Source organism: Caenispirillum bisanense (genome assembly GCF_900230255.1).
GTDB lineage: Bacteria > Pseudomonadota > Alphaproteobacteria > Rhodospirillales > Rhodospirillaceae > Caenispirillum > Caenispirillum bisanense_A.
Map to the genome: position 1 here is coordinate 16,591 of NZ_OCNJ01000007.1, position 12,862 is coordinate 29,452.

Annotated in this window: 13 protein-coding genes; all 13 read right to left on the bottom strand. The window is 71.3% G+C overall.

The window, feature by feature from the left end:
- Positions 1–21: 21 nt before the first annotated feature.
- Positions 22–1,179: a dihydropteroate synthase gene (folP, locus tag CRP50_RS15730; protein ID WP_097280391.1), complete on the bottom strand. Its 1,158-nt coding sequence runs from the start codon at positions 1,177–1,179 to the stop codon at positions 22–24.
- Between the two features lie 17 nt (positions 1,180–1,196).
- On the bottom strand, positions 1,197–3,134 hold the full coding sequence (ftsH, locus tag CRP50_RS15735) for an ATP-dependent zinc metalloprotease FtsH (RefSeq protein WP_097280137.1): 1,938 nt from the start codon (positions 3,132–3,134) through the stop codon (positions 1,197–1,199).
- 68 nt (positions 3,135–3,202) lie between these two features.
- Positions 3,203–4,543: a tRNA lysidine(34) synthetase TilS gene (gene tilS, locus CRP50_RS15740; RefSeq protein ID WP_097280138.1), complete on the bottom strand. Its 1,341-nt coding sequence runs from the start codon at positions 4,541–4,543 to the stop codon at positions 3,203–3,205.
- A gap of 4 nt (positions 4,544–4,547) precedes the next feature.
- Positions 4,548–5,561, bottom strand: coding sequence for a tol-pal system protein YbgF (ybgF, locus tag CRP50_RS15745; RefSeq protein WP_176525205.1), 1,014 nt, complete (start codon positions 5,559–5,561; stop codon positions 4,548–4,550).
- A 161-nt stretch (positions 5,562–5,722) separates the two neighbouring features.
- Positions 5,723–6,253, bottom strand: coding sequence for a peptidoglycan-associated lipoprotein Pal (gene pal / locus CRP50_RS15750; RefSeq protein WP_097280140.1), 531 nt, complete (start codon positions 6,251–6,253; stop codon positions 5,723–5,725).
- Between the two features lie 132 nt (positions 6,254–6,385).
- A complete protein-coding gene (tolB, locus tag CRP50_RS15755) occupies positions 6,386–7,735 on the bottom strand; it encodes a Tol-Pal system beta propeller repeat protein TolB (protein ID WP_416045214.1) in 1,350 nt (449 codons plus the stop codon).
- 79 nt (positions 7,736–7,814) lie between these two features.
- The gene (locus tag CRP50_RS15760) at positions 7,815–8,888 is read right to left on the bottom strand and encodes a TonB C-terminal domain-containing protein (protein ID WP_097280141.1); all 1,074 of its coding nucleotides are present in this window, start codon (positions 8,886–8,888) and stop codon (positions 7,815–7,817) included.
- Positions 8,889–8,903: 15 nt separating this feature from the next.
- Positions 8,904–9,398: a protein TolR gene (gene tolR, locus CRP50_RS15765; protein WP_097280142.1), complete on the bottom strand. Its 495-nt coding sequence runs from the start codon at positions 9,396–9,398 to the stop codon at positions 8,904–8,906.
- A gap of 3 nt (positions 9,399–9,401) precedes the next feature.
- A complete protein-coding gene (gene tolQ, locus CRP50_RS15770) occupies positions 9,402–10,112 on the bottom strand; it encodes a protein TolQ (RefSeq protein WP_097280143.1) in 711 nt (236 codons plus the stop codon).
- 8 nt (positions 10,113–10,120) lie between these two features.
- A complete protein-coding gene (locus CRP50_RS15775; RefSeq protein ID WP_097280144.1) occupies positions 10,121–10,579 on the bottom strand; it encodes a YbgC/FadM family acyl-CoA thioesterase in 459 nt (152 codons plus the stop codon).
- A complete protein-coding gene (gene ruvB, locus CRP50_RS15780; RefSeq protein ID WP_097280145.1) occupies positions 10,576–11,640 on the bottom strand; it encodes a Holliday junction branch migration DNA helicase RuvB in 1,065 nt (354 codons plus the stop codon). The genes CRP50_RS15775 and ruvB overlap by 4 nt, the downstream gene beginning before the upstream one ends.
- Before the next feature lie 24 nt (positions 11,641–11,664).
- Positions 11,665–12,312 (bottom strand): Holliday junction branch migration protein RuvA, encoded by a 648-nt coding sequence (ruvA, locus tag CRP50_RS15785; protein WP_097280146.1) that lies wholly within the window; start codon positions 12,310–12,312, stop codon positions 11,665–11,667.
- Positions 12,309–12,812 carry a crossover junction endodeoxyribonuclease RuvC gene (gene ruvC / locus CRP50_RS15790; protein WP_176525234.1) on the bottom strand — a complete coding sequence of 168 codons (504 nt, stop codon included), beginning with the start codon at positions 12,810–12,812 and terminating at the stop codon, positions 12,309–12,311. Before ruvC ends, ruvA begins: the two co-directional genes overlap by 4 nt.
- Positions 12,813–12,862: the final 50 nt, after the last annotated feature.

Genomic DNA, 12,862 nt, shown 5'->3' on the forward strand with positions numbered 1-12,862 from the left:
GCCGCCCTTGGCAACACGTCGTCAGGCGAGGGCCAACCCCCGCCATAGGGCGCACGCCTGACGCGCCTCGGCCACGTCGTGCACCCGCAGGATCTGGAAGCCGCGGTCGAGCCCCGCCTGGTCGGCGGCGATGGTGCCCGGGAGGCGCTCCTTCGGCGGCTCCTGGGCGCTCAGGCGGCCGATGAAGCTCTTGCGCGACACGCCGAGCAGCAGCGGCAGGCCGAAGCCGTGCAGCAGCCCCGACCACGCCAGGACTTCCAGGTTGTGGTCCACCGTCTTGCCGAAGCCGATGCCGGGGTCGAGGCAGAGGTTCTCGCGCGCCACCCCAGCCGCCTCCGCCGCCGCCACGCGCTCGGCCAACCAGTCGGCGACGTCGAGCGGCGCCACGTCGTAGACCGGCGCCTGCTGCATGGTCTGCGGCTCGCCCTGGATGTGCATGAGCACCACCGGCACGCGCAGCCGCGCCACCGTCGGCAGGGCCTCGGCGTCCCAGGTCAAGGCCGTCACGTCGTTGACGATGCGCGCACCCGCCGCGACGGCGGCGGCCATGGTGGCGGCGTTGCGGGTGTCGATGGAGACGCAGGCGCCGCGCTCGGCCAGGGCCCGCACCACCGGCACGACGCGGCGGATTTCCTCCTCCGGCGGCACCGCCAGGGCGCCCGGGCGGGTGGACTCTCCGCCGACGTCGAGGATGGTGGCACCGGCCTCCAGCATGGCGGTGCCAGCGGCGATGGCGACCGCCGGGTCGAAGCGGTCGCCACCATCGGAGAAGCTGTCCGGGGTGACGTTGAGGATGCCCATGATGTGCGGCCGGTCCATGGGCAGGCCGGCGAAATCGGGGCGCGCCGCCGCCAGCCGGTCGAGCGTCGCCGCCACATGGGCCGCGACGCCTTCGCCGCAGTCTCGCCCCCAGGCGGTCAGGGTCGGCTCGTCGACGACGGTGAGGCTCGCCCCGCCGCCGTCGCGCCGCACCAGCACGGCCACCAGCCCGAAGGCGAGGTCCGTGCGCCCGGCGAGCGGCCGGCCGCGCCCGCCGCCCACCAGGGCACGGGCGGCGGCGCCGGTGGCGAGGCCGGCGGGGGCGAGGTAGACGCGGCGGGCGACGGCCGCCGCGTCGGACGAGGAAAAGCCCCGCGGGAGGGCGGGGCTTTCCTGGATCGCGGTCTGGAACGCGGTCATGGTCACGGTCGGTTGCCTCAGGTACCGGGCTGCGGCTCCGGACCCATGCCGCCGCTGCCGCCGACTTCGCCCTTGCCGGCCACCGGCACGGAGGAGCGTCGACCGCCGGCCGGCTGCGGGCTGCCGCCGCCGGTGTCTTCGTCGCGGCGGATGCTGCCGCCGTTGAAGATGGTCTTCAGTTCCTCGCCCGACAGCGTCTCGTACTCGAGCAGCGCCTGGGCGATGGCTTCCAGCCGGTCGCGCTGTTCCGTGATGATGCGGTAGGCGCGGTTGTAGCCGGAGTCGACGATGCTGCGGACTTCCTCGTCGACCATCTGCGCGGTGCGCTCGGACATGTTCTTGTGCTGCGTCACCGAGTGGCCGAGGAAGACCTCGCCGTCCGGCTCGCCGTAGGTCAGCGGGCCGAGCTTCTCGGAGAAGCCCCACTCGGTGACCATGCGACGGGCGCGGTCGGTGGCCATCTTGATGTCCTGCGAGGCGCCGGTGGTCACCTTCTCCTTGCCGAACACCACTTCTTCCGCGATGCGGCCGCCCATGGCGATGGCGAGGAAGGCTTCCAGGTACTCGCGGGAGTGCGACATGCGGTCGCGCTCCGGCAGGCTCTGCACCAGACCCAGCGCACGGCCGCGCGGGATGATGGTGGCCTTGTGGATGGGGTCGTATTCGGGGCAGTTCAGGGTGACCAGGGCATGGCCGCCTTCGTGGTAGGCGGTCAGGCGCTTCTCGTCCTCGGTCATGACCATGGAGCGACGTTCGGCGCCCATGATGACCTTGTCCTTGGCTTCCTCGAAGTCGCTCTGCGTCACCACGCGCTTGCCCTTGCGGGCGGCCATGAGGGCGGCCTCGTTCACCAGGTTGGCGAGGTCGGCGCCCGAGAAGCCGGGGGTGCCGCGGGCGATGATGCGCACGTCCACGTCCGGCGCCAGCGGCACCTTGCGGGTGTGGACCTTCAGGATCTTCTCGCGGCCGAGCACGTCGGGGTTCGGCACCACCACCTGGCGGTCGAAGCGGCCGGGGCGCAGCAGCGCCGGGTCCAGCACGTCGGGGCGGTTGGTGGCGGCGATGAGGATGACGCCCTCGTTGGCCTCGAAGCCGTCCATCTCCACCAGCAGCTGGTTCAGGGTCTGCTCGCGCTCGTCGTTGCCACCGCCGAGGCCGGCGCCGCGATGACGGCCGACCGCGTCGATTTCGTCGATGAAGATGATGCAGGGGGCGTTCTTCTTGCCTTGCTCGAACATGTCGCGCACGCGGCTGGCGCCGACGCCCACGAACATCTCGACGAAGTCGGAGCCCGAGATGGTGAAGAACGGCACGTTGGCTTCGCCGGCGATGGAGCGCGCCAGCAGCGTCTTACCGGTGCCCGGCGGGCCGACCAGCAGCACGCCCTTCGGAATCTTGCCGCCCAGGCGCTGGAACTTCTGCGGATCGCGCAGGTATTCGACGATCTCTTCCAGTTCCTGCTTGGCTTCGTCGATGCCGGCGACGTCGTCGAAGGTGACGCGGCCCGACTTCTCCGTCAGCAGCTTCGCCTTGGACTTGCCGAAGCCCATGGCCTTGCCGCCGCCGCCCTGCATCTGCCGCATGAAGAAGATCCACACGGCGATCAGCAGCAGCATGGGGAACCAGCTGATCAGGATGCCCCAGAAGGTCGGCACGTTGTCTTCCGCCGGCATGGCATTCACGCGCACGCCGTGTTCGCGCAGCTGCGGCACCAGGTCGTTGGTCTGCGGCGGCACGTAGGTGGAGAACTGCCGTCCGTCCTGGTAGTGGCCGCTCAGCTGGTTGCCCTGGATGGTGACGTCGCGGACCTCGTTGCGGTCCACGTAGTCCAGGAAATCGGAGTACGCCACGGGCGCCTGGGTACCGCGCGGGGAAGACGTCTGAAACAGGTTGAACAGCGCCACCAGCAGGACGGCGATGATCACCCACAGAAGAACGTTTTTGCTGAAGTTCAAATCCAGACCCTTCCACTCAAGACGCGCGGCCCGATGGCTTCGAGGCCGGTAGCCGCCGCACGGTCAGTCTACACCTGCATACATAGGGGGCGGCGCCCCGCGCGCAAGCCGCCACGGCCAACATACGTCATGGCAACGCGCGGGGCAAACCTCGGGCTCGGAAATGCCGGAAGGCCTTGCTCGGCAACCCATTGCAGCGGCCCGACGGCGACCGGCACGCCACCACGCAGAAGCGTGGGCAGCCCTTCGACCACAACCGCCGGCAGGCCGCGCCGCGCCGCGCGCGGAACATGACCCAGCCCGCCCGCGCCCACGGCACCCATGGAAAAGTCCTCGGCAGCGGCGGCCGGCGCCGGCCACGTCCAGCGGCCGTCCCACGTCCCGGCGGCGAGCGGTACCGGCGGCGCCGCCCTGCCCGCCTCGCGGCAGACGATCCAGCCGCCGCCCCGCCGCACGAGGCGGCAGCCGGCGACCGTCAGGGCCTCCTGCCCGATCCGGCCGTAGGCGCCTTCCAGCGACTCCAGGCGCGGCGCGTAGGCCCCGCCGCCGACGCAAGCCAGCACCGCCGCCAGCGCCCGCAAGCCGACCTCCTCCGGCGCCGCCAGCAGGGGCGCCGGATCGAGCATCGCGAAACCGAGGTCGTGGTGCAGGTCCACGGCCGCCGCCAGCACGGCGGCTACGGCCGCTTCCTGTGCCGCCCGGGCACGGCCGAGGCGGTCGGCGGTCGCCGCCAGACGCTCCGCCGTCAGCCCCTCCGCCGCCAGCAGGGGCGCGAGGCCGCGCAGGCGGACGCGGGCGTAATCGGCGCGGCCGTTGCTCGGGTCGTCGATCCACGGCTGGCCGACGGCGCGGCAAGTCGCTGCCAGTGCCGCGCGCGGCACCGGCAGCAGCGGCCGCAGCAGGCGGCATTCGGCGAAATAGCTCTCCGCCGCCATGCCCGACAGCCCGAACAGGCCGCTGCCCCGGCCGAGCCGCAGCAGCAGCGTTTCCGCCTGGTCGTCGCGGTGGTGGGCGGTGAGAAGGTGCAGGATGCCGGCCTCGGCGCAGGCCCGGCGCAGCAGGCCGTAGCGCGCCTCGCGGGCGGCGGCCTGGAGGTTGGCGGCGGGCTTGTCGCCCCGCCACGCCAGCACCCGATGGGCGACACCGCGGGCGGCGAGCCACTCCCCCACCCGGGCGGCCTCGTCGGCGCTCTCCGGCCGCAAGCCGTGGTCGACGGTCAGGGCGAGGACGGCCCCGCCCCGCTCCCGCGCCCAGGCGTCGGCGAGCAACGCCAGCGCCAGGCTGTCGCGCCCGCCGGATACCGCCACCGCCAGCCGCGGCGCCGTCTCGAAGGGCGCGAAGGGCGCCATGAGGCCGGCGAAGGCCTCCGCCGAGACGGCTGCGGGCGCGGCGGGGGCGGCGCCGCTCATGGCCTCACTGGGCGCCGCAGTTCAGGCGCTGGGACTCGCTCTGGGCGCGGCGCTTGATGGCGTCGGGGGCCTGCGGGTACTCGCTGCCGATGCGTCCGAAGGCGGCGCAGGCCTCGCGGTCCTTCTTCAGGTTGGCCATGGTGAGGCCGAGCTTCAGAAGGTTGTCCGGCGCCTTGGAGTTCTTCGGGTAGGTGCGGTAGCCCTCGAGGAAGGCGACGGCCGCCTTGTCGAAGGAGTTCTGCACGTAATAGGTCTCGCCCAGCCAGTACTGGGCGTTGCCGGCCAGATCGTGCTTGGGGTGCTGCGCCAGGAAGGCCTCGAAGGCCTTGGCGGCGGACGGGTAGTCGTTCTTGCGCAGCAGGCCGAAGGCGTACTTGTACTGCTCCTCCGGCGCGCCGGCCGGCAGCGCGGCGCCGGCGGGCGCGGCCGCCTGCTGCGAGCCCTGGCCCTGAGCGGCCGAACCGCCGAGGGTGCCGAGCGTGCCCTGGCCGGGCGCCAGACCCGGATTGGCGGCGGAGTTGCTGGAGCCGGCGGCCGGCGCGGCGGCCTGGGCCGGCGCCTGACCCTGGGCCGGCGCGGCCTCGGCCGTGGCGGCGGCCCCGCCACCCTTCTCCAGTTCCTGCAGGCGGAAGTCGATGTCGTCGACGAAGCGGTCGACCTTGGAGGACAACTGCTGCACCTGGTACTGGTTCTCCTCGACGCGCCCGGTGAGCTTGGTCACCAGTTCCTCGATCTGGATGAGCCGCTGCTGCAGCCGGGCCGCCATGTCGCCCGACAGCTCGCCGCCGCCGGCGAAGCCGCCCGACGGCGCGGACTGCTGCGCGCCGCCGACCTCGCCGCGGTAGAGCTGGCGCTGCAGCACCTGGAGGTCGCGTTCCAGCCGTTCCATGCGGGCAGACAGCTCGCGCGCGTCCTGCGCCGCCGCCGGCGGCGCCTGCAACGCGACGAGGCTCGCCCCGACCAGCAGCGCGGCCGCGAGACGACGCCCGGAACCCATGATCCAGCCCTTGCTGCGCACGATGGAACCCTCCTTGGTGCCTGTCGACTTCATCCGTCCCGCCAGCATGGCGCGACTTTGAGACGAGAATGGGGCGCCCTGCCCCGCCGCTTCGTCAACGCGAAACGGCGGCGCCGGGCGCCCGATCCTCGATCATACGCGATGACGAACGTCCGCCGCGATCAGCGCAGGACGGTCACGCCGCGACGGTTCTCCGCCCAGCAGGCCTGGCTGCTCTCGGCGCAGACCGGGCGCTCCTTGCCGTAGGACACGACGTTGATGCGGCTCGGCGAGACGCCCTGGGCGGCCAGGAAGTCGCGCACGGAAACGGCGCGGCGCTCGCCGAGTGCGAGGTTGTACTCGCGGGTGCCGCGCTCGTCGGCGTGGCCTTCGATGAGCAGGCTGGCCTGCGGGTACTGCTGCAGCCACTGGGCCTGACGGCGCAGGGTGGCCTGGGCCTCGGCGTTGATGGCGTATTCGTCGGTGCCGAAGAACACGCGGTCGCCGACCACCTGGCGGAATTCCTCCACCGAGCCCGGGGCGTACTGGCCGGCACCCATGCCGGCACCGCCCGCACCCACGCCGGCTCCGGCGCCGGCGCCCGCACCGGCACCCATGCCGGCGCCGCCCATGCCGGCGTCGTCTTCCGGCGCCGACGAGCAGGCGGCGAGCAGCGCGACGGCCGCGATGACACTCAACGAACGGATCTTCATGGAAACTCTCCCGTGGAAATGTGACGTCTGCCCGACGGGGGGCTGGAAATGCATCAGGCTGGCGCCTGTGTAGCGGAAATCATCCCGCGCCGCCAAGCCACGATGGCGTGACGGCGCTGGGTCATTCGCGTGTCACTGCAGCAGCGGCGACCAGGCGGGGTCGGAACCGTCGCCGGGGGTGACCACCAGCCGCTCGTTGTTGCCCGTCAGGTCGATGGAATAGAGCTTCGGCGCGGCGTTGCCACCGCCGTGGCTCTGGCGGAAGAACTGCAGCACGCGGCCGTTGGGCGCCCAGGTCGGGCCTTCCACCAGGTAGTCGGTGGCCAGCTGGCGCTCGCCCTGGCCGTCGGGGCGCATGACGCCGATGTAGAAGCGGCCGCCCTTCATCTTGGTGAAGGCGATCAGGTCGCCGCGCGGCGACCACACCGGCGTCGCATAGCGGCCGTCGCCGAAGCTGATGCGGCGCACGTTGCCGCCGTCGGCGTCCATGACGTAGATCTGCTGGGCGCCGCCGCGGTCGGAGTTGAAGGTGATCTGCTTGCCGTCCGGGCTGTAGCTCGGGCTGGTGTCGATGGCCGGGTGATTGGTCAGACGGGTGATGCGGCGGGTGCGCAGGTCCATCTCGAAGATGTCGGTGTTGCCGTCCTTGGCCATGGACAGGATCACCTTGTTGCCGTCCGGCGAGAAGCGCGGCGCGAAGGTCATGCCAGGGAACTCGCCCAGCAGCTCCTGGCGGCGCGTGTCGATGTTGTACAGGAACACCCGCGGCACGCCGTTGGAATACGACATGAAGGTGATTTCCTGGCTGGTCGGCGAGAAGCGCGGCGTCAGCACCAGGGTGGAGCCGTCGGTCAGGTAGCGGTGGTTGGCACCGTCCTGGTCCATGATGGCGAGGCGCTTGCGGCGGTTGGTGGCCGGGCCGCTTTCCGCCACGTAGACGACGCGGCTGTCGAAGTAGCCGGACTCGCCGGTGATGCGCTCGTAGATGTCGTCGGCGATGATGTGCGCGATGCGGCGCCAGTTGTCCACCTGGGTGGTGTAGGCCTGGCCGGTCATCTGGGCCTCGGCGAACACGTCCCACAGGCGGTAGCTGATGCGCACGCGGCCGTCGGGCTGCGGCTCGACGACGCCGTGCACCAGCGCCTGGGCGGCGATGGAACGCCAGTCCATGAAGCGGGGCGGCGCATTCATCTGCAGGTCGCGCTGGATGAAGGCGGCCTGGTCGAGCGGCCGGAACAGGCCGGAACGCTCCAGGTCCGCCGCCACCACCTGGGCGACGTCGCGGCCGAGCTGGGCCGCCTGCGCGTCGGCGGCGCCGAACGGCACCACGGCGATGGGCATGGGCTCCACGTTGCCGCGGGTGATGTCGATGCGGACCTCGGCTCGCGCCGGCGCCACCGCCAGCACGGCCGCCGTCGCCACCACCGCGAGCGCGGCGAGCATGCCGCGCAGGAAGAACTTGGTCGGGCTGATCATGCGCATGAGTTCGTCGTCCTCCAGGATGGACGGCAGGGAGTGGATTGCGGGCTCGCGGCGAGGTGGCCGGAGGGGCGCCATATGCTTACAGCGCATCCTCCGGCCTGAACACCAGGATCATATCCTTGAACGTGTCGTACTTCCCGGGCGGGATCGGAATGGGGCTCGATTTCAGCACGGCACGCCGCGCGCTCTCGGCGAACGCCTTGAACTGCCTCTCGGTGCCCGGCGGTGCGGAACTCACCACCTCGGCCGACAGCACCTTGCCGTCGGGGCCGACCTTGACGCGGATCTCGGCGAACATCTGGGCGATGCCCTTCATGCCCGCATCGAGGAACCAGTGCGGCTGCACGTGGGCACGAATCGCCTCCCGCTCGCTCGCCGTGGCGATGTCGGAAATGCGCGGCGCCTGCGCCACCTGATTGCTCGCCGCCTCCTTGGAGGTGGTCGAGCCGCGGGCCGGGCCGGGATCCGTCTTCGGCGGCGCGGCCGAGGGCGAGTCCTTCATCTGCTCCACCGTCTTCAGCAGCGAGTCGAAGGGGTCCGGCTCCTTGGCGGCCGTCTTCTTCGGCTCGTCCTTCTTCGGCGGCTCCGGCTTCTTGGCCTCTTCCTTCTTCGGCTCCGGCGGCTTCGGCTTCGGCTCTTCCTTCTTCGGCTCGGGCTTCGGCTCCGGCTTGGCCTCGGGCTTGGGTTCCGGCTTGGCCTCGGGCTTCGGTTCGGGCGGCTTGGGCTCGGGCGGCTTCGGTTCCTCCTTCTTGGGAGGCTCCGGCGGCTTGGGCTTGGGCTCTTCCTTCTTGGGCTCGGGCGGCTTGGGCGCGGGCGCCGGCTTCGGCGGCTCGGGCGCCGGCGGCTCGGGCTTGGGCGGCTGCGGCTTGGGCGGCTCGGGCACCGGCTCGGGCTTCGGGATCGGGCTGTCGACCTTGGCGGGCGGCGGCGTCGGCTTGTCGGCCTTCTTCGGCGCCGGCGGCGGCGCGGCGGTGATGTCGGCGATCTGCGGGTTCACCACCATGACGAACTGCTCGACCTCGGGCGGCTCGCGCGTCAGGAACGGCAGCCCGACCACGCCGACCACCACCACGGCCGCATGAAAGACGACCGACAGCACCACGCCCGTGCGCAGGCCGCCATCGTCTTCCGGATCGTCACCGCCGAACAGCATGATCGCGTGGTCGCCTCAGTTCGTCTTGTTGGTCTTGTTGGCAGCGGCCTTGGCCGCCGCCTTGGGGTCGGTGTTCAGGGCGACCTTGGTGTAGCCGGCGGTGAACAGCACGCCCATCACCTGCATGATCTGCCCGTAGGCGAGCGACTGGTCGCCCTTCACGAAGACCATGCTCTCCTGCCCGGCCTGCTCGTTGGCCTGGCGGATGGCCGCCATCTGGGCCACCAGGCTTTCCAGGTCGGTGGTGCGGTCGGGCTGGTCGCCGCCGCTGTTGAGGATGATCGAGCCGTCGGCCAGCACGTTCACCGTGATGGAGTTCTTGTCCGTCTGCGGCAGCGGCGGGGCGCTGGCGTTGGGCAGGCTGACGTCGACGCCGGTCGCCAGCATGGGCGCGGTGACCATGAAGATCACCAGCAGCACCAGCATCACGTCGACCATGGGCGTGACGTTGATCTCGCTCATGGTCCGGCGGGCCCGCCGGCCGCCGCCGCGCTTGACGGACATGCCCATGGCTCAGTGCTCCTCGAGCTGGCGCGACAGGATGGCGGCGAACTCGCCGGCGAAGTTCTCCAGGCGCTTGGCGTAGGCGTCGAGGTCCGACGAGATCTTGTTGTAGGCGATCACCGCCGGGATGGCCGCGACCAGCCCCAGCGCCGTGGCGAACAGCGCTTCCGCGATGCCCGGCGCGACGGTCGCGAGGCTCGTGTCCTTGCTCATGCCGATGGAGTGGAAGCTGTTCATGATGCCCCACACCGTGCCGAACAGGCCGATGAACGGCGCCGTCGAGCCGGTGGAGGCGAGGAAGCCGAGGCGCTTTTCCAGGCTTTCCATCTCGCGCGCCAGGGTGATCTGCATCACCCGCTCGATGCGCTGGGCGAGCGAGGCGCGCGCGCCCCCTTCCGACCCCAGCTTGCCCGCCGAGCGGCGCCATTCGCGCATGGCGGCGACGAAGACGGCGCTCATGGGGTCTTTCGGGCGGTTGCCCATGCGGTCGTAGAGGTCTTCCAGCGACCCGCCCGACCAGAACTTTTCCTCGAAGTTCTCGGCCATGGCGGAGAGCTTGCGCAGGCGGATCACCTTGTCGAAGATGATCGCCCAGCACCAGATCGACGCCAGGACCATGCCGATCATGACCGACTTCACGACGATGTCGGCCTGCATGAACAGGCCCCACATCGACAGGTCGGCGACTTGACCCGCAGCGGCTACGGCTTGCGCTTCCATGGACCCCTCTAGTCTCCGCTCAGCAGCCCCGCCAGGCGATGCTTCACGGCATCGGGCAGGCGCGCCACGCCTCCGGCCAGCGCCATGCTGGCCAGCTTGATGTCGATGCGCACGAGGATCTCCCCGTCGCGCTTGATCTCGTGCACCGCCTCGAACGAGGCGCCGCCGACCTTGCCGACCGTGGTGTGGACCTCCAGCAGGTCGTCCAGCACCGCCGGGCGGCGGAAGTCACAGGTCGCCTTGCGCACCGCGAAGGCGATGCCGGGATCCTTCATGAGGTCCCGGTTGTCGTAGCCGCACAGGCGCATCAGTTCCGACCGCGCCCGCTCGGTGAAATGCAGGTAGCGGGCGTGGTAGACGATGCCGCCGGCGTCGGTGTCCTCGTAATAGATCCGCACCGGGAAGACGTGCACGCCGTCGCGGACCACGCCCTGCGCCGGCACCGGGGCCGTGGCGGAACCGCTCATGCCTCGTCCCCGTCGTCGGCGCGGGGGTCGAGCAGGTCGAACTGCGCGGCACCCGCCTCGCGGGCCGGCGGCACCAGCCCCATGTGGCGGAAGCCGCTTTCGGTCAGCACGCGGCCGCGCGGGGTGCGCTGGATGAGGCCCTTCTGGATGACGAAAGGCTCGATCACCTCTTCCAGGGTGTCGCGCTCCTCCGACAGGGCGGCGGCCAGCGTCTCCACCCCCACCGGGCCGCCGCCGTAGTGGCGGGCGATGCAATCCAGGTAGCGGCGGTCCATGGCGTCGAGCCCCATGGCGTCCACGTCCAGGCGCTTGAGCGCGGCGTCGGCCACCACCCGGTCGACCGGCGAGCGCCTGGCCACCAGGGCGAAATCGGACACGCGGCGCAGCAGGCGGCCGGCGACGCGCGGCGTGCCGCGCGACCGTCGGGCGATTTCCATCGCGCCGTCGCGGGTGATTTCCAGCCCCAGTACCGTGGCGCCCCTGCGCACGATCGCCTCCAGTTCGTCGGGTTCGTAGAAGTTCATCTGCAGGGGGATTCCGAACCGGTCGCGCAACGGGCGGGTGAGCAGGCCGCGCCGCGTCGTCGCACCCACCAGCGTGAAGGGCTGCAGGTCGATGCGCACGCTGCGCGCCGCCGGCCCTTCGCCGATGACGAGGTCCAGCTGGAAGTCCTCCATGGCCGGATACAGCACTTCCTCTATGGCAGGATTAAGGCGATGAATTTCATCGATGAAGAGGACGTCGTTGCGTTCGAGATTGGTCAAAATGGCGGCCAGATCGCCGGCCCGCGCGATCATCGGGCCGGAGGTGGCGCGGAAGCCGACGCCCAGTTCGCGCGACACGATCTGCGCCAGCGTCGTCTTGCCGAGGCCGGGCGGACCGTGGAACAGCACGTGGTCGAGCGCCTGGCCGCGCTGACGCGCCGCCTGGATGTAGACCTCCAGGTTCTCGCGCAGCACCCGCTGGCCGATGAACTCGCGCAGCGTCTGCGGCCGCATGGCCGGGTCGGCGGCGGCGTCGTCCTCGCGCGGGCGGCCGGAAATGATGCGCTCCTCGTCCATGGGCCGGTTCGGGCCTCCTCGTCCTTAGAGTTGCGCCAGGTCCTTGAGCGCCGCCGTCACCAGCGACGACACGCTGGCCGCCTCGCCCTGTGCTTGGGCCGCGCGCGCCACGGCGGCGAAGGCCTCCATGCGGCGGTAGCCCAGGTTGACGAGCGCCGAAGTCGCGTCCTCGGCGACCGACCCGGCGAGCGCCACGTCGCCCGCATCGGCTGCGCCGGCTGCAGCGGCCACGCGCACTCCCGGCGCCGGCGCCGGCACGAAGGTGGCGCCGAGCGTCGCCGCCTTGTCCTTCAGCTCCGACAGGATGCGCGCCGCCAGCTTCGGCCCGACGCCCGAGGCGCGCACCAGCGGCGCCTTGTCGCCGGCGGCGATGGCCTGGGCCAGCACCTGCGGCGTCGCGACCGACAGGATGGCGAGCGCCACCTTGGCGCCGACGCCCTGCACCGTCGTCAGCAGACGGAAGGCGTCGCGCTCGCCCCGGTCGGCGAAGCCGTAGAGGTGGATGTGGTCCTCGCGGACGTGGGTCTCGACCTCCAGCGCCGCCGCCTCGCCGACGGCCAGCTTGCCGAGGGTGCGGCCGGAGCAGAACACCAGGTAGCCGACGCCGTTGACGTCCACCACCGCCCAGTCGTCGCCGAGGCTGTCGATCAGGCCTTTCAGCTTGGCGATCATCGCGCCACCCCTGCCAGCGCCAGGGCCGCGGCCGAGGCGCGGAAATGGGCGTGGCAGATGGCGACGGCCAGCGCGTCGGCGCTGTCGGCGCTGTCGCAGGCGGCGCCCGGCAGCAGGGCCTTCACCATCATGCCCATCTGCTGCTTGGCCGCCCCGCCGGTGCCGACCACCGCCTTCTTCACCAGGCTCGGCTGGTATTCGGTGACCGGGATGCCGGCCCGCGCCGGGGCCAGAAGCACGACGCCGCGGGCCTGGCCGAGCTTCAGGGTCGAGGCTGGGTTCTTGTTGACGAAGGTGTTCTCCACCGCCGCCTCGTGCGGGGCATAGTCGGCGATCACCCGGTCGAGGCCTTCGTAGAGCTGCGCCAGCCGCTCGGCCAGCGACAGCCGCTCGTCGGACCGCACGGTGCCATCGGCCACCGCCCGCAGGCGGTTGCCGTCCACCGTGATGATGCCCCAGCCCGTGTTGCGCAGGCCGGGGTCGAGACCGAGAACGCGGATCACCATGCCTCTGCTCTCTCCCCCGCCCGTGGACGCGCGCCGGTTTCGGC